This is a genomic window from Acidaminococcus nyctereutis (genome assembly GCF_052216985.1).
GTDB classification, from domain to species: Bacteria; Bacillota; Negativicutes; order Acidaminococcales; family Acidaminococcaceae; genus Acidaminococcus; species Acidaminococcus fermentans_A.
In genome coordinates, this window is record NZ_JBQOUY010000005.1 from 85,476 (window position 1) to 107,774 (window position 22,299).

Below are 22,299 nucleotides of genomic sequence, written 5' to 3' on the forward strand. Positions count from 1 at the left end.
TATTTATTGCAACGGATTTGTTTTTTCCCTCATTCAGAGCCGGCCGCGCCGGCTTCCCTAGGCCGCTGACCGTTGACAGCTGACTGCCTTTTACTTCGCCAGCCGATACAGGGCCTCTGCATAGATCTTCGCATTCAGCACCAGCTTGTGGATTTCCCAATATTCATTCGGGAGATGTTCCCGCACCGTATCTCCTGGGAAAATGGGTCCGAATGCCACGATGTTAGGGATGCTCTTGGCATAGGTGCCGCCCCCGATGCAGATGGTCTTCGGTTCAAACTCTGTCAGTTCCCCATATACTTGGAGCAGCGTCTGGATATAATCCGTCTTGGGGTCCACATACAAGGCTTTTTTATGGGCTTCGCTGACCTTCTGGAACCCGGCGGCTGCAAACTGGTCGTCCAGCTTAGGCGCACATCCGTCATAGCTCTTGGTCACAGGATACCGATAGTTGATCTTCAGCGTCAGCTTCCCTGCGTCCCCTTGGATGACGCCCATATTGAAGGACAGCTTCCCGGAAGCCGCGTCTTCCAGACAGATGCCCAAGGATTCTCCGTGGACTTCCAAGCCGATCTTGTTCCCTAAGAAGGCCAATGCCTGCTGGAGATCATCGGCAAAAGGCAGCTCCGCCAAAGCTGCCAGCAGCCGCCCGATGGCATTTTCCCCTTTTTCTGGGGAAGCCGCATGGGCCTGGATTCCCTGGGCTGTCACTTTCAGTCCTTCCGGGATCACTTCCCATTGGACTTTGGGGTCCTTTTCTCCATACCGTTCCAAGATCCGGGCCGCTTCCGCCGGTTCGCATTGGAGAAGAGCCGAAGCCAGCGCTGGCACCACATTGAAAGCCGATCCTCCCTTGATTTCTTTCAGGATCAAAGGCCCGGATTGGGCATACTCCCGTTCAAAAGTCACGTTGATGATGCCCTTTTCCCCATTGATCACCGGATATTCTCCGTCAGGGGTAAAACCGCACACCGGGATTTCCCCACCTTGATCCAAATAATACTGCATGTCTTTGCTTCCGGTTTCTTCATTGGTCCCGAACAGGATCCGGATCCGTCGCTTCAGGGGGACGCCGCTGTCCTTCAGGGCTTTCAAGGCATACAAGGCTGCCACAGTCGGCCCTTTGTCATCCATGGTGCCCCGGCCATAGACATTCTCTCCATCGGCTTCTCCGCCATAGGGGTCCCGGGTCCAGCCATCCCCTTCCGGCACCACATCCAGATGTCCCAGGACAGCTACCATTTCCGGGCCTTCCCCATATTCACACCAGCCCATGTAATTGTCCACATTCTGCGTCCGGAAGCCCATTTTTTCTGCTTCTTCCAGCATGTAGGCCAGACACCGGGCCGGCCCAGGGCCGAAGGGTTTTCCTGGAAGGGCTCCTTCCTGTACGCTTTTGATCCGGACCGCTTCCTGCAGGGTCTTGACCATTGCTTCACGATTTTGTTCTACCAGTTTGGCCAGTTCCATGGCACAACCTCCCTTGCTGTTTCTCCTCCAGGGATGCCGGGATAAAAAAAGGCCCAGCAAGGCGCACTCCATCCTTGGGCACCTCTGCTGGGTCTCATAATGCTTGCTGGACTATTGGGATAGGCCACACAAAATGAAACAGCATCCCTTCACGGTCTTTCATAGTAAGTGTAGCGCATCGTAGTATCCTTGTCAATCAATTTGTCGGAAATCTTAACATTATATAGTATCCTGTATACATGTTAGACCGATTTTGTTTCCAATTCTTCTTCATACTCTTCCAGCACTTGTTCAAAAGCTTCCCGGCTCAAGCACTGGTTGATGGCGTTCCGGTAATGGGCACTGTGGGGCAGGCCGGTGAAATAACAGGCTCCGTGGTGCCGCATTTCCCGGATGGCCACCTTTTCTCCCTTGCAAGCAGTCAGATCTTGCAAATGGCGCCGGACCATGGCGAACCGTTCTTCCAAGGTCACGGTCGGAATGGGTTTCCCTGCCAGTGCCTCCTGGATTTCCCGGAAGATCCAAGGGTTTCCCTGGGCTCCCCGGGCCACCATGACCCCATCACAATGAGCCGCTGCCCAAAGATCCAAAGCATCCTGTGCCGTGAATACATCTCCGTTTCCCAGCACGGGGATGGAGACCGCTTCTTTGACCTGACGGATGATCTCCCAATCGGCTTTTCCGCTGTAGAACTGGCCTCGGGTACGGCCATGGACCGCCACAGCGGCCACGCCGGCTTTTTCCGCCAAGCAGGCGATTTCCACTGCATTCCGATGTCCTTCGTCCCAGCCGGCTCGGAACTTCACCGTCACAGGCCGGTCCACTGCATCGACCAGCGCAGCCATGCAGGCATAGGCCCGCTGGGGATCTTTCATGAGGGCGGATCCTTCCCCATTGGCCACGATCTTATGTACCGGGCAGCCCATATTGAAGTCTATGATATCCGCCCCATGGTCTGCCACGATCTTAGCCCCCTGGGCCAATTCTTCCGGTACGGACCCGAACAGCTGGACGGCCACAGGATGCTCCCGGGGATCCACTTCCAGCATGGCGAAAGTCTTGGGATTTTTGAACAGCAGCGCCTTGGCACTGACCATTTCCGAAACCGTATAATCAGCTCCCAATTCCCGGCAGATCACCCGGAAGGGCAGATCCGTCACCCCAGCCATAGGGGCGAGAGCGATGACCGGACGGCAAGTCCGAATATCATCGAAGAAACGTTGTTCTGTCATAAAGCACACTCCTGTCAGGTCACGGGTCGCGACCCCTTAGGCCATTGACAGCTTTTATCTATTCATCTCATGCAAAATCCGCAGGCCTTCCAGGGTCAGGAAGGGTTCCACTACGTCCACCAGATCGGATTCACTGGCCATGAGCTTGCCGAATCCGCCGGTAGCGATGACGAATGCCTGTCCGCCCAGTTCTTTTTTCATCCGGGTGATCAGCCCGTCCATCTGCCCTACGAAACCGAAGATGACCCCGGACCGCATGGCATGGATGGTATCCCGGCAGATGGCTTTCGGCGGTTTGATCAGCTCGATCCGAGGCAGTTTCGCTGCCTTCTGGAACAAGGCTTCCGTAGAAATCCCGATGCCCGGAGCAATGGCCCCGCCCAGATATTCACCGGCCGGTGTCAAGGCACAGAAGGTGGTAGCGGTACCGAAATCGATGATGATCAAATTGCCCTTGTCCCCATACAGGTTGTGGGCAGCTACCGCATTGACAATCCGGTCTGCCCCGATCTGGGAGGGATCATCATAATCCAGTTTCAAGCCTGTATTGATCTCACTGGTGACCACAAAAGGTGTGATGCTGAAGAAGCGCTTGCACATATTGCACAGGGGAACCAGGAGAGGCGGAACCACCGTGGAAATGATGATGTTTTCAATATCCTTCATATCCATTCCACTGTAGGCAAACATGCTCCCCAGGATGATGCCGAATTCATCCGAAGTACGGGACCGGCTGCTGGATATCCTCCAGTGTGCCTGCCAGCTCTTGCCATCGTGAACGCCTACTACGATGTTGGTGTTGCCAACATCCATTACCATTAACATGGTGAACCCTCCATATCGGTTTCTAAAATGATGGCCGGCCTGGGACTCCCGCAGGAAAGACCTGCTGCAGATCTTCCGGACTCCTCTCCGTTCAGGTCCGGTCCATAAACGATTTAATTATAGGTGGAACAGGGGGAGTTGTCAAGGAAAAGGGGCTGTTGCAAGAGCAACAGCCCCTTTTCAGGTCGCGGGTCACGGGCCGTGAGTCGCGTGCTTGTTAGTGCAGACCAAATATCCTGTTTTCCAGATTTCAATCCGATTTCATCTTATCCTCATCTGGAAAAGAAACGAAAGGTTTGACCGTCCAGGCTCACGACCCGTGACCCTCAGCCCGCGACCGGGGTTTGAATTCTTTCACACCCCCTTACTCCCACATCCCCCCTGACTTCAGGGCCCGGCGGATACGGATGCCCAAGAAGGCAGTGATGAAGGCTTTTACAATGTCCAGGGGCAGGAAAGGAGCCACGGCAAGGAGCATGGTCTTTTCCCAAGTCATGGGCTTGTGGAGGAAGAAGGCAAAGCTCAGCCTGAACCCGATGGCTCCGATGACATAGCAGATCACCGTCACTCCGGCCAAAGCCAGGAAGTTCTTCCCCAGGCTGTCTCCTGCCCACCGGCCATGGCTGATCTTGCCTGACAGCCAGGCTACAGCCAGGAAACTGAGGATAAAGCCCCCAGTGGGCCCAGCCAGCATCACAAGGCCCGCCTGGCCTTGGTTGAACACCGGCAGCCCCACGCAGCCCAGGATCAGCCAAACCAACACGGCCGCCGTTCCCCAAACCGGTCCCAGCAGGAATCCCCCCAGCTGGGCCATCAAAGTCTGGAGAGTCACCGGCACCGGTCCTACAGGAATGGTCACATAAGAACTCATGATCATCAGAGCAGTGAACAAAGCCGCTCCCATCATATTCCGTGTGCGGTTCATGCGTATTTCCCCTTTCCCTTAGCCGGCCGGATGGACACATCCCCGGCCAGGACTGTTTCCACCGTCCCATCTTCTTTCTTCACCTGGAGAGCTCCCGTATCGTCGATATCTAAGGCCGTACCGATATAGGTCTTATCCGGGGCGATGACTTTCACCTGTTTGCCCAAAGTGATGGAAAATTTCCGCCACTGGTCGAAGATCGGCCCGAATCCTTCCCGGCAGGCAATTTCATAATACTGTTCCATGTATTCCAGGACCTTGGCCAAAAGGGCCACCCGGTCCACTTTTTTGCCCGTCACATCTGCAATAGAAATGGCTGCCTGGCGCAAATCTTCTGGCACCATTTCCCGGGGGACACAGACATTGATCCCGATACCCACTACCAGGTAATTGATATGGCCGAATTCCGCGCTCATCTCCGTCAGGATCCCCACCAGCTTCCGGCCTTCTAGCAGCACATCGTTGGGCCACTTGATCTGGGCCTCCACATGGCAGACTTCCCGGATGGCCTGGACCACTGCCACAGCGCTCAAAAGGGTCATTTTAGGGGCTTCTTGGGGAAGGAAGGTGGGTTTCAGCAGGAGAGAGAACCACAGGCCCTTTCCCTTGGGGCTGAACCATCCCCGAGACAGCCTCCCCTTGCCCCCGGTCTGTTCTTCGGCTACACAGAGGGCCCCATCGGCCGCCTCTTTATCCGCCAGTTTCTTCAGGACTTCATTGGAACTGGTGACGCTTTCCTGATAACAGATGGCATGGCCCAAGAATCGCGTATGGAGCTGGGCAGCGATTTCCGAAGGCAGCATCTTATCTGGGATGGAAGTCAGTACATATCCTCTTTTCGTATAGGCTTCGATGCCGTACCCTTCTTTTTTCAACGTCTGGATATGCTTCCAGATGGCCGTCCGGGTGATGCCCAGCGTATGGGCCAATTCTTCCCCAGAAACCGGTTCCGGAGCTTTTTCACGGAGGATTTTCAGGATTTCAGTACGCATGACAGTCTTCCTTTCGTTCCCCATAGAGGGGGAATATGTTAACCTAATGGTCTGGAAAAAGGGGTGCTGCAAAAGCAGCACCCCAGGTCGCGAGTCGCGGGTCGCGAGCCTGATTCCAATGGAATTTCTCCTCCTTTTCTTGTCTATGCAACAGAAGAGAATCCATGGTCCGATTATAAAACAGTATCTTTCGCAATACACCGAACAAGCTCGTGACCCGTGACCCAAGGCCCGCGACCCAGTCTGCCGCTAAGTGGCAGACACTTCACCCCTGCGGCACTTCTTTGGGTACAGGAGCCACCACGGGTCCTTCGGCCGGTTCTTCAGACGGCACCGGACCGATGGGAGCCGGGGTCCCATCCTGGGGTTCCTTCGGTTCCTGCTGGGGCGGTACTTCCCCTTTTTCCAGGATATGGCCATATTTCAGCAGTTCTTCGATTTCATGGCCTTCCAGGGTTTCCCGTTCCATCAAGTTCTGGGCGATCAGGTGCAGCTTGTCCATGTTATCGGTCAGGAGCTTCACCGTACCTTCATAGGCTTCATCGATGTACCGGCGGATTTCCCCATCGATCTGGGCCGCTACTTTTTCACTGTAATCATTCTGCCGGCCGATATCCCGTCCCAGGAACACCTGTTCCTGCCGATGGCCGAAGGTCACAGCCCCCAGCACTTCACTCATGCCGTATTCACAGGTCATCCGCCGGGCCAGTTCTGTAGCCCGCTGGAGGTCGCTGCTGGCACCGCTGGAGATTTCACGGAGTACCAGGGCTTCCGCCACCCGGCCTCCCAGCAGCACCTTCAGCTGATCCAGCATCTCGCTGCGGGTGGCATAATACCGGTCTTCCGTAGGCAGGCTCAAGGTATAGCCGCCTGCCCGCCCCCGGGGTATGATGGTGACTTTATGCACCGGATCCGTATGATCCAGCAGCATCCCTACCAGGGTATGGCCCCCTTCATGGTAAGCCGTCAGTTTCTTTTCCTCATCCGTGATGACCCGGCTCTTCCGTTCCGGTCCCATCATCACCCGTTCTGCCGCTTCTTCCAAATCGCTCATGGTGATGGTCACCTGGTTGTGCCGGGCAGCCAGCAAAGCCCCTTCATTCACCAGGTTGGCCAGATCCGCTCCGGTAAAGCCCGGAGTCTGCCGGGCAATGACCCCCAAGTCCACCGTAGGATCCATGGGTTTGCCTTTCGTATGGACCCGAAGGATGGCCCGGCGTCCCCGGATATCCGGCTTGTCCACCACGATCTGCCGGTCGAACCGGCCTGGACGCAAAAGAGCAGGGTCCAGGATATCCGGCCGGTTGGTGGCAGCAATCATGATGATCCCTTCATTGGCTCCGAAGCCATCCATTTCCACCAGCAGCTGGTTCAGGGTCTGTTCCCGTTCGTCATGGCCCCCGCCCAGACCGGCGCCTCTCTGCCGGCCCACGGCATCGATTTCATCGATGAATACGATACAGGGCGCGTTTTTCTTGGCCTGGTCAAACAGATCCCGGACACGGGACGCCCCTACACCTACGAACATCTCCACAAAGTCAGACCCGGAAATGCTGAAGAAAGGCACGCCGGCTTCCCCGGCCACAGCCTTAGCCAGCAAAGTCTTCCCTGTACCGGGAGGCCCATAGAGCAGCACCCCTTTGGGGATCTTGGCTCCCAGCTGGTTGTACTTCTGAGGTGCCTTCAAAAATTCTACTACTTCTTCCAGTTCCTGCTTGGCTTCGTCCGCCCCGGCCACATCTTTGAAGGTGACCCGGCTCTTGCCGTCCCCATAGAGTTTGGCTTTGCTCTTGCCAAAGCTCATGACCCGGCTGCCGCCGCCCTGGGCATTGTTCATCATGAAGAACCAAAGGATCACGATGACCACCATGGGCAGGATGGAAGTGAGGAGATTGCTCAGCATGGAGGGCTGAGGCGGCAATTCCGCCTTGATTTCCACATTCCGGGCCCGGAGAGTATCCACCAGTTTCTCATCCCGGGGAGCGATGGTGGTGAATTCTGCCCCGTTCTTCAGTTTGCCCCGGATCACAGAATTGTCCACAATGGTGACATTCTTCACTTCGTCCTGCTGGACTTCTTTCATGAAGTTGCTGTAGCTCATTTCATTCTTCGGCGTGCTGGATGCATTGTAATAATCATAGATCCAGACCCCTACAATGACAATGAGCAGGTAAAACACGAGATTGCGGATAAACTTACTCACACTTGAACTCCTTTCCTGCCTAGGATCCCTTGGAAAGGGAAAATAGACATGGAGAATTATTTTTCATAGACGGACCGTTTCAGGATACCGATATATGGCAGGTTCCGGTATTCTTCATCATAGTCCAGGCCAAAGCCCACCACGAATTCATCGGGGATCTCGAACCCGGCATAATCCGGCAGCACTTTCACCAGACGGCGTTCCTTCTTGTCCAGCATGGCAGCCACTTTGAGGCTCTTGGGGTTCCGGTTGCGGAACAATTCTCCCACGGCTTTCAGGGTCAGCCCGGTATCGATCACATCATCCACCAGGAGGATGTTCTTGCCGGCCATGTTCCGGGACGTATCATAATCGATATCTACCTTGCCAGAGGATTGGGTGCCGGCCCCATAGGAAGAAGCCTTGATGAAATCGATCCGCACCGGCACGGTGATGCGCTGGGTCAATTCCGTCAGGAAATAGGCAGCTCCTTTCAGCAGTCCGATGACCACCAGTTCCTCCCCTGCATAGTCCCGGCTGATCTGGGCCCCCATCTCAGCAATACGGGCTTTCAAGGTCTTCTCATCGATCAATACTCTTTCAATTTTTTCGTTCATTTCTCTGACGCTCCTTCTGCGCTAACTTGGCGGCCCTTTCTGCTTCTCGGGACCGTTGGTTCTTTCCCGCCATCAACCGGCCGTTCAGATAGATCAGCCGGACATTCCCAGGGACATCCAACGCTTTGTTGCCCACTCCCCGGGCAATCATTTCCAGGATTTTCTGCACGTGGTCATATCCTAGTTCGGCCCCGCCAGCTTTCCGGACCAGGATCCGGATCACTCGGCTGCGGAGGGCCAAGGGCAATGCCCCGAATTCTTTTTCCACTTTTACATCGACGGTGCCGAACACCTCCCGGCCATAAGCCCGGAGATAGCGGCCGGCCAGTTCCTCCAGATAGGCCTCATCACTGGCTGCCAATCGTGCCGCCTGGGCCAGCTGCCTGCTGATCTGGGGATTCTGGGTTTCCAGCAGGGGCAGGAGTTTCTTCCGCACCCAGTTCCGTTTGAAAGCCAGGTCTTCATTGGTACTGTCCAAACAGTAGGTCAGCCCCTGTTCCGCACAATACGCTTCCGTGTCCCTCCGGGTGATATCCAGGAAAGGACGAGCCAGGGATCCGCTCACTGGCAGCATGCCCCGCATACCCCGTGTCCCGGTTCCCCGGAGGAGGTTCAGGAGGACCGTTTCTGCCTGATCATCCTGGTGATGGGCCAGGAAAATGCCGCTGGCTCCCACTTCTTCCCGGCATTGTTCCAGAGCCTCATACCGCAGCTTCCGAGCCGCTTCCTCCAGGGATAAACCTTCTTCCTGGGCCAGGGTTCCCGGGTCCACGTCCATCCGCCGGAAATCCAGCCCCCGGGCCCGGCAGTAGTCCTCCACCAAGGCCGCATCCCGTTCTGCTTCTTCGCCCCGGAGATGATGCTGGACATGGACCACCAGGACTCTCACGCCGTCTGCTTCCCCCTGCCTGGCCATGACATCGGTGAGGGCCAGGGAATCAGCTCCTCCGCTGCAGGCTGCCACTGCCGGGGAAGGGGGCTGCCACAGAGGGGAAGCCGCTACCAGCTGCCGCAGACTGTCTTCTAGTATACTCACGCTTTCACCTTCTAATTAAAAAAGGTACTTCCGAGGAAGTACCTTTTGTGTGTTCATCAATCTCCTCTGCGAGCACCACGGCCGCCCCGTTTGGATTCCGTATTCCGTTTCAGATCCAGCAGACGATCATCACTTTCTTTCAGGAACTTAGAAAGCTTGTCTTCGAAGCTCATGGGTCCCTGTGCTCGGGGAGCTCCATGGAAGAGTTTGCCTTCAAACCGCTTCTTGCCGTCGAACCGTTTATTGTCCAGATGTTTGTTCTCGAAATGCCGATTTTCCCCAGCCAGTTTCCGTTCCGGAGCAGGAGCAGGAGGCATCAGGGCTTTCAGGGACAGGCCGATTTTCCCTTTGTCATCGATGGAAACCACCTTGACCGTAACCTTGTCCTTAACCTTGAGGAAATCATGTACATCTTTGACGAAGACATTGGAAACCTCAGAAATGTGAATCAGACCAACCTTATTTTCGGGCAATGACACAAATGCACCAAAATTCGTAATCCCGGTGACAATACCATCTACAACTGCGCCTTTTTCCAAAGCCATAAGTCAAAGACATCCTCCTTTTTCAGTGGGTATTACGTTAACCATTATACCGTTGTTAACGATTTTTCGTCAAGGGGGAAAAGGGGCTGCCACCGAAGCGGCAGCCCCTCTGGTCAACGGTCAGCTGACAATCCTATGCTTCTATCCCCTCATATTCATATCCCGCCTTCAGTATGGCGCTCTTGAAGTCGTTTTCTGGGACATTCCGGGTTTCGGTGACTTCCACGGTGCCGGAATTATGGTCGGCTTTGGCGCTGATGACTCCCTCCAGCCCTTCCAGAGCCTTTTTCACCCGGCCTTCGCAGTGGGCGCACATCATGCCTTTCACTTTCAGGGTCACAGTGGTCCCAGCAGCTGCCTTAGCTGCCGTTTTTCCTTCTCCGGTCACTTCATAACCGGCTTTGGCCACCGCCTGCTGTACCAAGGCATAATCCAGAGGGTGGGTCACCGTGGCTTCCACGGTCCCGGCCGTGTGGTCCGCCTGGGCGCTGACGACCCCGTCCAGCCCTTCCAGGGCCTTCTTCACCCGGCCTTCGCAGTGGGCGCACATCATGCCTTTCACCTGATAGGTCACCTGAGTGCCGGCCGCTGCCGGTACCGGGCAGGCAGCCGGCTGGGGAGCCAGGTCCGCTTTTTCTACCAGATCCGCTGCCGGGTTCTTCCGTTTCTTGTCATGCCGGGCATCATGGAGGTTGAACAGGTTCAGCCGCAGGGCATTCATGCACACGGTGAAACTGGACAGGCTCATGGCAGCCGCTCCTACCATGGGATTCATCTTATAGCTGAACAGGCCAGCTGCCAGCGGGATGCAGATCATATTGTAGAAGAAGGCCCAGAACAGGTTCTCGTGGATGTTGGTCACCGTGCCCCGGCTCAGCCGGACGGCTGCCGATACATCTGTGAGGCGGCTGTTCATCAGTACGATGTCCGCTGAATCGATGGCCACATCGGCCCCAGCACCGATGGCGATGCCGATATCTGCCCGGGTGAGGGCCGGAGCATCATTGATGCCGTCCCCTACCATAGCCACCAGGCCTCCGGCTTTCTGGAGTTCCCGGATCACAGCTTCCTTGCCTTCCGGCAGGACGTCGGCCACCACTTTATCCACCCCAGCCTGCCGGCCGATGGCTTCTGCAGTCCGTTGGTTGTCCCCGGTGACCATGACCACTTCGATCCCCATGTTCTGGAGTTCTTTGATGGCCTTGGCGGAGTCTTCCTTGATCACGTCAGCCACGGCGATCATCCCGGCCAATTTCCCATCTTTGGCAAACACCAGGGGCGTCTTGCCCTGGCTGGCCAGTTCCCCAGCTTTGGCTTCCAGGGTGCTGTCCACAACCCCCAGGCTCTTCAGAAAGCTCAGGCTGCCGCCGATGAGTTTCTCTCCTTTCTGGAGGACTTGGAGCCCATTCCCCGGCAGGGCCTGGAATCCATCCACGTCTTCTGCCTGGAGCCCTTTGGCCTGGGCTTCTTCTACCACCGCTTTGGCCAGGGGATGTTCGGATTTCTGTTCCAGGTCATAGGCCAGCTGGAGCAGGCTTTCTCTGGTATACCCTTCTGCAGGCACCACATCCGTTACTTTGGGCTGGCCCTGGGTGATGGTCCCGGTCTTATCCAAGGCCATCACAGCTGCCTTGCCGGCATTTTCCAAAGAAGAAGAAGTCTTGAATAGGATACCGTTCTTGGCTCCCACCCCGCTGCCTACCATGATGGCCACAGGGGTTGCCAGCCCCAGGGCACAGGGACAGGCGATGACTAAAACAGCGATGCCCCTTGCAATGGCAGAACCCAGAGGGGCCCCGGCGATCAGCCAGCCGATGGTGGTGATCACAGCAATGCTGATGATGGCCGGTACAAATACGGCAGAGACCTTATCTGCGATCCGGGCGATGGGGGCCTTGGTGGCCGCCGCATCGCTGACCAGCTTGATGATCTGGCTCAATGTGGTGTCTTCCCCGACCCGGGTAGCTTCACATTCCAGATACCCGGATTGGTTGATGGTCGCCGTAGAGACCTTATCCCCCGGCTTCTTATCCACCGGCAGGCTTTCCCCCGTAAGGGCGCTTTCGTTGACGGCAGAATTGCCTTTGACGACCACCCCATCCACCGGGATATTTTCCCCGGGACGGACGGCAAAGATATCCCCTTTCTGCACATCATCGATGGATACGGTGACTTCTTTCCCATCCCGGATCAGCACGGCTGTCTTGGGAGCCAATTTCATGAGCCCTTTCAGGGCGTCGGTAGTCCGACCCTTGCTCATGGCCTCCAGCATCTTCCCCAAGGTGATCAGGGAAGGGATCATAGCCGCCGTTTCAAAGTATAGGTCATGCATATACATATGGTGGAGTTCTGCAAAAGGAGTCCCGTGGACCGTCAGGAACGTGATGTCATAGAATACGGCCAGGCTCCAGAAAAAAGATACGGAAGAACCCAGGGCCACCAGGGTATCCATATTGGGAGCCCCATGGAACAGGGTCTTGAAGCCGCTGGTGTAAAAGTCCTTGTTGATGTACATGACGATGATGGCCAGCAGCATCTGGGTGAGCATCAGCCCCAGATGATTCCCGTCCAGGAGGGCCGGCACCGGCCAGTCCAGCATGTTATGGCCCATGGTGATGTACATCAGTACGAACAGGAACCCCAGGGAAGTGAACAGTCGGCGGCGGAGCCGAGGCGTCTCATGGTCCTTCAGCGCCTCTTCATCGGCCGCCAGTTTCTCAGCCAGTCCCTGCTTGACCTGGGCAGCCCCTTTGACGGACGCCCCATACCCTGCGTCCTCCACGGCTTGGATGATATCCCTGTCGGAGGCGGTCCCTTCCACCCCCATACTGTTGGTCAAAAGGGATACGGAAACACTCTTGACACCGGGCACACCAGCAACTGCCTTTTCCACATGTGCCTGGCAAGATGCACAGGTCATACCCGTTACGATATATTGCTTCATGGTCAAACCTCTCTTTCTTATACCCTACCTAGGTATCCTTTGCTATGTCCCTATGATACCCCACATGGGTAAAAAAGTCAAGGGGCTGTTGCACACGCAACAGCCCCTTGGCTTAAAACAGTTCGATCTGGTCCGTCTTGGGCATCCCTTCCAGAATCCCCAGTTCGTCTAAGATCTCCACATTGGATGTACTGATCTTGGCCCGGTTCCGCAGATCTTCCTGGGAAATGAAAGGCCCTTTCTTCCTGGCTTCCACGATTCCTTCCGCCGCCACTCCCCCGATGCCTCCAATGGCACCCAGCGGGGGCAGCAGCCCTTTTTCCGTCACCAGGAATCTATGGGCATCGGATTTGTACAGATCCACTTTATCGAACACAAATCCCCGTTCCAACATCTCCACGCACAGTTCCATATAGGTGGCAGTATCCTTGTCATTGACGGAAGCCTTGGTCCCCTGGTTGTTCACGTTCTGGATGAACCGCTTCATATAATCCAGGCCCTTGTGGACCAGAGTATAGTCAAAGTGGGGCGCCCGGACCGTAAAGTAGGCGGCGTAGAACTCCTTGGGATGGTGCACCTTGCAGTAGGCGATCCGGTAGGCACTGAGCACGTAAGCCACGGCGTGAGCCTTGGGGAACAGATACTGCAGGGTGGTACAGGCTTTAATGTAGAATTCCGGGATATGGGCCTTTGCGAAGGCTTCCAGCTGGTCCGGCTTGAACCCTTTCTTGTGGGCCTTTCCTTTCCGGCTCCATTCCATGATCCCGAAAGCCATGCTGGGTTCCATCCCCTTGTTGATCAGCCAGTTCATGATATCGTCCCGGGTAGAGATGGTATCTTCGGTAGGCGTCCCCGCCTTGATCAAATCCTGGGCGTTGTTCAGCCACACATCGGTGCCATGGGAATAGCCGGAAATGCGCAGAAGGTCGGAAAAGTTCTTGGGCTTTACATCCGAGATCATCTGGCGCACGAAGCGGGTGCCGCATTCCGGCACCCCGTAAGTGGCCACGTCTGTCCCGATCTGCTCCGGAGTCACCCCCAGGGATTTGGTGGACAGGAACAGCTCCATGGTATCCGGATCCCCGATGGGGATGTTCCGGCAGAAGTCTTCCCCCAGCATCCGGTCCAGCATTTTGATCACCGTAGGATCATCGTGGCCCAGAATATCCAGCTTGACGATCCGTTCGTCAATGGAGTGGAAATCGTAGTGGGTGGTAATGGTGCCGCAGCTGGGATCATCCGCCGGATAGGACACCGGAGTGATGTAGTGGACATCCAAGTTCCTGGGGATGACTACGATGCCCCCGGGGTGCTGGCCGGTGGTCCGCTTCACTCCGGCCAGTTTAGGGATCAGTCCTTCGATGAAGGCGGTCCGTTTCGGTTCGCCCCGGGTCTCGTAGTACTTCTTGATATACCCGTAGGCCGTCTTATCCTTGATGGTCCCCAACGTACCGGCCCGGAACACATTGTCCCGTCCGAACAGTTCTTCCGTGTATTTGTGGGCCCGGGGCTGGTATTCCCCAGAGAAGTTCAGATCGATATCCGGCACCTTGTCCCCATGGAATCCCAGGAATACGGCGAACGGGATGTTGTGCCCGTCCCGAATCATAGGGGTACCGCATTCCGGACAGTCCTTCTCCGGCAAGTCGAAGCCAGACCCTACGGAGCCGTCGGTGAAGAATTCCGTATGGTAGCAGTGGGGGCACCGGTAATGGGGTACCAGGGGGTTCACTTCTGTGATGTTCAGCATAGTGGCCACAAAGGAAGACCCTACGGATCCCCGGGACCCTACCATGTACCCGTCGTCGTTGGATTTCTTCACCAGCAGGTGAGCAATGTAGTACAGCACCGAGAACCCATTGCCGATGATGGAGGACAGTTCCTGCTTCAGCCGGTCTTCCACGATCTTCGGCAGATTGGGGCCGTACCATTCGTGGGCTTTGGCATAGCTCAGGGATTCCACCTTTTCCTTGGCCCCAGGGATGGTGGGCGAATACAGCTGGTCCCGGTCGGGCACCGGTTTGAAATGCTCCACCTGGTCGCTGATCTTGTTAGCGTTTTCCACCACCACTTCATAGGCCCGGTCTCCCAGGTAGGCAAACTCCTCCAGCATCTCTTCGGTGGTCCGCAGGTACAGAGGGGGCTGTTCCTCGTCGGGATACCCCATCCCCGCCTGGAGGATCTTCCGGGCCAGGGCGTCTTCCGGATTCAGGAAGTGGACGTCGCAGGTGGCCACCGTCAGTTTCCCCAGTTCGTCCCCCAGGGCCAGGATCTTTTTGTTGATGGCCTGGAGGTCTTCCACCGATTTGATATCCGGGAACCGGGGATCCCGGATCAGATAGTTGTTGTTGCCGGTGGGCTGGATTTCCAGATAATCGTAGTAGGAGGCGATTTCCTTCAGTTCCTCGTCCGGCACCCCGGCCAGGATGGCCCGGTATACTTCCCCCGCAGCACAGGCAGAGCCGATGATCAGCCCGGCCCGGTACTGGTCCAGCAGGCCCTTGGTGATCCGGGGCCGTTTGGGTTTGCCGCCGAAATACTGGAGGTGGGAAAGGGACACCAGCCGATACAGGTTCCGGAGTCCTTCCACGTTCTTGGCCAGGAGGATGATGTGGTAGTTCTTCTTATCCTCCCGGCTGTGGCACAGATAGCCTTCCACCCCGTAGATCAGCTTCAGTTCCCAGCCGTTCTTTTTGGCCAGGTCCTTGGCTTCATCGTAGGCAAAGGGGAAGGCCTGGACCACCCCGTGGTCCGTCAGGGCCAGGGCTTTGTGGCCCCAACGCACAGCCGTATCCACCAGTTCCTTGATGGGGGTGAGTCCGTCCATCTTGCTCATCTTGGTGTGGCAGTGGAGCTCCACCCGTTTGACTTCCGCCTTGTCTTCCCGGAGTTCCACCGGTTCCTTCATGATACCCTTGACCCCTACCATCACCAGCTCGGAGTTGGCGTATTTGTCCACGGTGATGTTCCCCTGGATCTTTACCAGGGACCCTTCCGGGATCTTGGCCTGGAGGTCCGCACATTCCTTCTGGTTCTTCTTGGGATCATTGCCCTCATTCCGTTCCCCGAAGCGGATCTTGGCAAAGAGCCCTTCCGTAGCGTCGGTGAGCTTGATGGTGAGCATGACAGCTCCCGTCCGCAGTTCCCGTTGTTCGAACCCCACGACCGTGCCTTCTACCACCACATTATTCTCTTCTTCCACCACTTCTGCCATGGTCCGGGCCTTTTTGGTGATCTTCCGGCCGAAGACCACCCCATCTTTGCTCAGGCCTTCTTCCGTACTCCCTTGGACAGCTTCCAGGGCCTTCTGGTACTCCTCACTCTGGAAAAAGTCATCTTCCGGAGCTGCTTCCTCTTCCGGTTCCGGCTCTGGCAGGGGGATTCCTTCCTCCTCCAAGCAGGGAGCCACCGCCTGGTCCCCATGTACATTGACGAATGTCACCTGAGCGACAGAACAGGCAGCGGCCAGCTTTTGGGCTACCGCTGCCAGTTCCTGTCGTTCCAGAAGTGTTGCTGCTGCATCATATGAAATTTTCCAGGTGTTCCTGGCTTCATCCACTTCCACATACCGGATGGGGAATGTTTCTACACAGTGGCGCTGTTCTGGACTCAGGTCCAAGGTCACCATGAAATCCAAGAAAACATGTCTGTTGGGTACGATTTTATAACGACTTGAATTCATTCCAACCTCATCATTCATCCTGCAAGACGACTTTCTGCACGGCCTTGGTACTCTTCAGCCCGCTGATGATCTCATTGGCATTGTAGTACTTCCCGATTTTCACCGCCAGATCCACTTCCAGTACATTCCGCTGAGGATCATTCCGCATCCCTAGGATCCGGGTCTTGATGTTCCGTTCCTGGAGATACCCCATGACCTCCACCATGCTGTCAGGATTTTTGTTGACGATCACATGGAGATTGCAGCGGGTGGCTTTCCCCGCCGGCAGGACTTTCTTCTCCAAGCCCCGGATCATGATCAGGGTCACCAAAGTAATGCCCGTGGTGAAGATGCCCACCGCCAACATCCCGCATCCTACGGTAAGGCCGATGGCCGACACGATCCACAGGCTGGCAGCCGTGGTGAGTCCTTTCACCGTCAGTCCTTCGTGGAGGATGGTTCCGGCCCCCAGGAAGCCGATGCCGCTGACCACCTGGGAGGCGATCCGGGACGGATCCCGGTACTGGGGATGGCCGTCGATGCCATAAATGGAAACCACCATCAGAAGAGCCGAACCAGTGGCCACCAGCACATGGGTCCGCAGTCCCGCCGGCCGGTCCCCGCTACTCCGTTCCAAACCGATCAGACCGCCCAAAAAGGCGGCCAACAGGATCCGCAGAGTCATCTGTGCCAGCATTTCGTTCTCCATGCCATCACCTCCAATTACGGGCTGCAGAAAGCAGCCCGGGTCGCGTGCTCTGTTCCATTGAATCAAACGGCCGTCTTTCCTGTCTATAGAAACATGCTCTGCTCTTTTCTGCAAAGCAGCAGGATTCTATAGGGATTGCGGTCAAAGCCCGCGACTCACTACCCGCGACCCGTGACCCAATTACAGCGCCTTATCCAAGATCTCCCGGATGGCTTGGATCCAATCCCCATCAAAGGAGACATCGGCCATTTCTCCATTGCACCGGAGCTTGGTTTCCATGGCATTCCGCTTCATGGTCTTAGGCCCGATGACGATCCGCAGGGGGCAGCCGATCAGGTCCGCATCCTTGAACTTCACCCCGGCCCGTTCGTCCCGGTCATCCAGCAGGGTATCGATGCCGGCTTTGTTCAGGGCGTCGTGGATCTCCACTGCCTTCTGCCAGCTTTCCTCGTCTTTCACGTTCATGGCCAGTACCATCACCTGATAGGGAGCGATGTTCTTGGGCATGATGATCCCGTCTTTGTCATGGTGCTGTTCGATGGCAGCAGCCAGGGTCCGGCCCACGCCGATGCCGTAGCAGCCCATCACCAGTGGCCGTTCTTTTCCATCCGCATCCAGATAGGTGGCATGGAGGGCTTCGCTGTACTTGGTATTCAGCTTGAATACCTGCCCCACTTCGATGCCCCGTGCTTCCTTCAGATGTCCGTCACAGTGGGGGCATTTGTCCCCGGCTACGGCAGTGCTGATGTCGGTCACCTGGGTGTACACGAAATCCCGGGAAGGTTCCGCATTCACATAGTGGACGTCCTTTTCGTTGGCTCCGCAGCAGACATTGTGCATATTCATCACAGACTGATCGATGAGGATGACGGCCTTATCCTTGTCCAGGCCGATAGGCCCCATGAATCCAGGGACCGTACCGGCTTCCCGGATCAAATCATCCGGCGCCATTTCCACTTCATTGCAGCCTACTGCATTCACCACTTTGGTATCGTTGACTTCCTTGTCTCCCCGGACAAAGCACAGCACCAGTTTCCCTTCGTCGGTGACAAAGGCTACGGCCTTGACGCTCTTTTCCACAGGAGCCTTCAGGAAACGGCACACGGCTTCGATGGTATTGCAGCCAGGGGTCTCTTTCTTTTCCAGAGGCAGAGCTTCTTCCGCAGGAGCTTCGATGACAGCACATTCTGCCTTTTCCACGTCCGCGGCATAATCACAAGTATCGCAGTACACGATCCCAGCTTCCCCGCTGTCCGCCAGAGCCATGAATTCGTGGCTTCCCTTGCCGCCGATGGCACCGCTGTCCGCTTCCACCGGCCGGTAATCCAGGCCACACCGGGTGAAGATTCGGGCATAGGCATCGTATTCATCCTGGTAGGATTTATCCAGCCCTTCCGCATCTTTGTCGAAGGAATAGCCGTCCTTCATGATGAATTCCCGGCTGCGCATGAGCCCGAAACGGGGTCGCTTCTCATCCCGGAATTTGCTCTGGATCTGGTACAGGGTCACCGGCAGCTGCCGATAGGACCGGAGATCATCCCGGACCAGGGTGGTCACTAGTTCTTCATGGGTGGGCCCCAGGCAGAAGTCCCGGCCGTGCCGATCCTTCAGTTTGAACATCTCCGCCCCGTAGGCCGGCCACCGGCCGCTTTCCTGCCAGATTTCCGAAGGCTGGACTATGGGCATCATGATTTCCTGGGCTCCGGTGGGGACCATTTCCTCCCGGATGATTTCCTCGATTTTCCGCAGGCTCCGCCAGGCCAGGGGCAGATAGCTGTACAGCCCGCCGGCCACCTTTCGGATATATCCGGCCCGGAGCATCAGCTTGTGGCTTTCGATGACGGCTTCAGCCGGGACCTCTCTGAGAGTGGGAGCGTACAATTGGGAAACGCGCATGTTTATAACTTCCTTTCGTCTGTGATCTTATGGATTTCTTCAAACAGTTCTTCTACCAGCCGGTCTTCCGGCACCTTCCGGAGGATCTGTCCCTTCCGGAACAGCAGGCCTTCGTCCTTGCCTCCGGCAATGCCCACATCGGCTTCCCGGGCTTCTCCCGGTCCGTTCACCACGCAGCCCATGACCGCGACGGTAATAGGTTCCGGGATATCGGCCAGCCGGGCCTCCACCTCTTTGGCCACCTTTTCCAGGCTCCAGCAGGTCCGCCCGCAGGTGGGACAGGATACCAGGGTGGGACCGTGCTGGCGCAGGCCCAAGGATTTCAGGATCTCGAACCCGGCATCGATTTCCGCCAGGGGATCCCCGGTCAGAGACACCCGGATGGTATCCCCGATGCCTTCGGCCAGGAGGGTCCCGATACCTACAGCGCTCTTGATGAGGCCGCTGTGGATAGTCCCTGCTTCTGTGATCCCCACATGGAGGGGATAATCGCATTCTTTGGCCATGAGCCGGTAGGCGGCCAGGGTCAGGGGCACATCGTGAGCTTTGAGAGAAATGACGATATGATCATAATCCATTCCTTCCAGGATACGGATATGCCGCCAGGCAGCTTCCACCAGGGCTTCTGCCGTAGGATGCCCATACTTTTCCAAAAGATCCTTGGGCAGGGACCCCGCATTGACACCGATCCGGATGGGCACCTGCCGCTCCCGGGCGGCATCTACTACCTTTTCCACCCGCTCTCGGCCCCCGATGTTCCCCGGGTTCAGCCGCAGGGCATCCACCCCGCTTTCCAGGGCCGCCAGCGCCAGCCGGTAATCGAAATGGATATCCGCCACCAGGGGGATGGTGATCTGTTTCCGGATTTCCTTCAGGGCCTGGGCCGCTTCCAGGGTAGGTACGGCACAGCGGATGATTTCACAGCCCCGATCCGTGAGCCGGTGGATCTGGTCCACAGTAGCGGCGATGTTTTCGGTCTTCGTATTGGTCATGGACTGGACGGCCACCGGGTTCTCTCCCCCAATGGTCACCTGCCCGATGCCCACCGTACGGCTTTTTCTTCTTTCCATAGTTCCCCTCCTACTGCAGCAGATCATGCATGGTGGCAAAGATGGTCAAGGCAATGATGCAGGCCACACCGATCATCTGGATGATTTCCTTGGCCCGGGGCGCCAGCGCATGGCCCAGGATCCCTTCCACTACCAGCACCAGGAACTGTCCTCCATCCAAGGCTGGAATGGGTACCAGATTCAAGACAGCCAGGTTCAAGCTCAGGAAGGCCATGAATTCCAGATAGGGAATGGCTCCCTGGGCGGCTACATCCCCCGCCATATGGGCCACTCCGATAGGACCGGCGATTTCCGCATTGACTTTCCCGGTCACCATCCTCCGCAGCCCGTCGACCATGGCCCCAGTGATCCGGATCACGGAAAGAGCCGCGGTCTTCAGGCTTTCTCCCAGGGAAAGGGATTTGTGCTCGATCCGGGGCCGGACCCCGATGAGGAACCGTTTGCTTTCTCCATCATACCGAGGCTGCAGCCTCAGCTCCTGCCGGTTTCCCTGCCGCTGGATCACCAGGTGGCTCTCTGCCGGCCCGTTTGCCTGGACAAGGCCATTGATCTCGTTCCAGTGGGACAGGACCTGCCCATTGATGCTCACCAGCCGATCCCCGATCTGGAGCCCGGCTTCCGCTCCGGGATAGCCTTCCATCAGCCCCCCCACTACTGGTTCATCCACCGGGATTGCCATTCCCTTGAAGGCGAACACACCGAAGAGGATCAGGAAGGTCAGCAGGAAATTCATGCAAGGGCCGGCCAGGATCACCAGCATCCGGGCCCATAAGGGCCGGCCATTGAAGCCTCGGGACGTCACCGCTTCCCCTGGCTCCATACCGGCAATCCGGTTGTAGCCCCCCAAGGGGCAGAGCCGGAGAGAATAGAGGGTCTCCCCTGCTTTTTTCTGGAACAGCTTGGGCCCGAAGCCGATGGAAAACTCCGTCACCAGCATACCGGTGCCCTTGGCTGCCAGAAAATGGCCCAGCTCATGGACCGTGATCAGTACACCAAACAAGACAATGGCTGCTAAGATGGTCAACAAAACAAATCCTCCTATGGTTCCTGCTGTACAAAAGCTTCTGCTCTTTCCCGGGCTTTCCGGTCCGCTTCCACGATGGTCCCATAGGAATCCACCGGAAGGGGCTCCGTAGCCGACAGGACCTTCTCAATGAGATCCGCAATCCCCAAGAAAGAGATCTTTCCCTGGAGAAACGCTGCTACCGCCACTTCATTGGCTGCATTGAAGGTACAGGGCAGGATCCCGCCCTGTTTGCCCGCCTGGATGGCCAAAGGGAGAGCCCGGAACAATTCGGTGTCCGGTTCGTAAAAAGTCAGGGCTCCGGCTTTCACCAGATCCAGCTGGTCGAAGGCTACCGGCCAGCGGTCCGGCCAGCTGAGGGCATATTGGATGGGCAGCTTCATGTCCGCCACCCCCAATTGGGCCATCACAGCCCCATCGCTGTATTCCACCAGGCTGTGGACGATGCTCTGGGGGTGGATCACGGGGACGATCTTTTCATAAGGGGCATCGAATAGCCAGTGGGCTTCGATCACTTCCAGTCCTTTATTGGCCAGGGTAGATGAATCGATGGTCACCTTGGTACCCATGGTCCAGGTGGGATGGTGGAGGCACTGTTCCACTGTCACGTTCTGGAGCTCCTCCCGGCTCTTTCCCCGGAAAGGTCCTCCAGAAGCAGTGAGCAGGATCCGCTTCAGATCCTTATGGGCATTGCCCTGGAGGCACTGGAAAATAGCACTGTGCTCACTGTCCACGGGAGTCAACCGGACCCCGTTTTTTTTCACCGCCTCCATCACCAGGCTCCCGGCCGCCACCAGAGTCTCCTTATTGGCCAGGGCGATATCTTTCCCAGCCTGGATAGCTGCCAGGGTAGGCCGGAGACCGGCATAGCCCACCATGGCTCCCAGTACCGTATCCGCTTCCGGACAGGTGGCCACTGCCATGATTCCCTCCGGACCGCTGAGGATCTCTGTAGGTCCGCTGTACCGTGCCTTCAGACGCCAGGCTGCTTCAGGATCGGACAGAGCTGCTGCCAGAGGATGGAACTTCCGGATCTGGGCTTCCAGCAGCCCATCATTTTCATGGGCCGCCAGGGCCACCACCTGGAGCCGTTCCGAGTTGGCCGACACCACATCCAGGGTCTGGGTACCAATGGATCCCGTGGACCCCAATATTGCGATTTTCTTCATGG

Annotated in this window: 16 protein-coding genes; all 16 read right to left on the reverse strand. The window is 56.8% G+C overall.

All coding sequences use genetic code 11. The features are described from left to right. Window positions 1-90: 90 nt before the first annotated feature. The 16 genes from pepV to ACTUHY_RS04505 all read right to left on the reverse strand — a co-directional run bounded on the left by pepV (window position 91) and on the right by ACTUHY_RS04505 (window position 22,297). Entirely contained in the window at window positions 91-1,470 is a 1,380-nt protein-coding gene (pepV, locus tag ACTUHY_RS04430) for a dipeptidase PepV (RefSeq protein WP_442826728.1), read from the reverse strand. Between the two features lie 242 nt (window positions 1,471-1,712). Next, window positions 1,713-2,702, reverse strand: a complete 990-nt coding sequence (gene dusB / locus ACTUHY_RS04435) for a tRNA dihydrouridine synthase DusB (RefSeq protein ID WP_442826729.1) — start codon at window positions 2,700-2,702, stop codon at window positions 1,713-1,715. Window positions 2,703-2,756: 54 nt separating this feature from the next. Continuing rightward, window positions 2,757-3,527 (reverse strand): type III pantothenate kinase, encoded by a 771-nt coding sequence (locus tag ACTUHY_RS04440; RefSeq protein ID WP_278675138.1) that lies wholly within the window; start codon window positions 3,525-3,527, stop codon window positions 2,757-2,759. A 364-nt stretch (window positions 3,528-3,891) separates the two neighbouring features. Next, window positions 3,892-4,452: a biotin transporter BioY gene (locus ACTUHY_RS04445; RefSeq protein ID WP_442826730.1), complete on the reverse strand. Its 561-nt coding sequence runs from the start codon at window positions 4,450-4,452 to the stop codon at window positions 3,892-3,894. Then, entirely contained in the window at window positions 4,449-5,444 is a 996-nt protein-coding gene (locus ACTUHY_RS04450) for a biotin--[acetyl-CoA-carboxylase] ligase (RefSeq protein WP_442826731.1), read from the reverse strand. Before ACTUHY_RS04450 ends, ACTUHY_RS04445 begins: the two co-directional genes overlap by 4 nt. A gap of 265 nt (window positions 5,445-5,709) precedes the next feature. Then, on the reverse strand, window positions 5,710-7,647 hold the full coding sequence (gene ftsH, locus ACTUHY_RS04455) for an ATP-dependent zinc metalloprotease FtsH (protein WP_442826732.1): 1,938 nt from the start codon (window positions 7,645-7,647) through the stop codon (window positions 5,710-5,712). 56 nt (window positions 7,648-7,703) lie between these two features. Next, entirely contained in the window at window positions 7,704-8,243 is a 540-nt protein-coding gene (hpt, locus tag ACTUHY_RS04460) for a hypoxanthine phosphoribosyltransferase (protein WP_442826733.1), read from the reverse strand. Further along, complete coding sequence (gene tilS / locus ACTUHY_RS04465; RefSeq protein WP_442826734.1) at window positions 8,227-9,279, reverse strand: tRNA lysidine(34) synthetase TilS; 1,053 nt, start codon at window positions 9,277-9,279, stop codon at window positions 8,227-8,229. Before tilS ends, hpt begins: the two co-directional genes overlap by 17 nt. 56 nt (window positions 9,280-9,335) lie before the next feature. Continuing rightward, complete coding sequence (locus tag ACTUHY_RS04470; RefSeq protein ID WP_442826735.1) at window positions 9,336-9,824, reverse strand: S1 RNA-binding domain-containing protein; 489 nt, start codon at window positions 9,822-9,824, stop codon at window positions 9,336-9,338. 133 nt (window positions 9,825-9,957) lie between these two features. Next, a complete protein-coding gene (locus ACTUHY_RS04475) occupies window positions 9,958-12,768 on the reverse strand; it encodes a heavy metal translocating P-type ATPase (protein ID WP_442826736.1) in 2,811 nt (936 codons plus the stop codon). 112 nt (window positions 12,769-12,880) lie between these two features. Beyond that, window positions 12,881-16,396 (reverse strand): PolC-type DNA polymerase III, encoded by a 3,516-nt coding sequence (locus tag ACTUHY_RS04480; RefSeq protein WP_442826748.1) that lies wholly within the window; start codon window positions 16,394-16,396, stop codon window positions 12,881-12,883. Window positions 16,397-16,460: 64 nt separating this feature from the next. After that, complete coding sequence (locus tag ACTUHY_RS04485; protein WP_442826737.1) at window positions 16,461-17,138, reverse strand: MgtC/SapB family protein; 678 nt, start codon at window positions 17,136-17,138, stop codon at window positions 16,461-16,463. 180 nt (window positions 17,139-17,318) lie between these two features. Continuing rightward, window positions 17,319-19,034 (reverse strand): proline--tRNA ligase, encoded by a 1,716-nt coding sequence (locus ACTUHY_RS04490; protein ID WP_442826738.1) that lies wholly within the window; start codon window positions 19,032-19,034, stop codon window positions 17,319-17,321. Between the two features lie 2 nt (window positions 19,035-19,036). Further along, entirely contained in the window at window positions 19,037-20,104 is a 1,068-nt protein-coding gene (gene ispG / locus ACTUHY_RS04495) for a flavodoxin-dependent (E)-4-hydroxy-3-methylbut-2-enyl-diphosphate synthase (RefSeq protein ID WP_442826739.1), read from the reverse strand. Window positions 20,105-20,114: 10 nt separating this feature from the next. Further along, a complete protein-coding gene (rseP, locus tag ACTUHY_RS04500) occupies window positions 20,115-21,131 on the reverse strand; it encodes an RIP metalloprotease RseP (protein WP_442826740.1) in 1,017 nt (338 codons plus the stop codon). An 11-nt stretch (window positions 21,132-21,142) separates the two neighbouring features. Further along, complete coding sequence (locus tag ACTUHY_RS04505; RefSeq protein ID WP_278674752.1) at window positions 21,143-22,297, reverse strand: 1-deoxy-D-xylulose-5-phosphate reductoisomerase; 1,155 nt, start codon at window positions 22,295-22,297, stop codon at window positions 21,143-21,145. Window positions 22,298-22,299 lie beyond the last annotated feature (2 nt).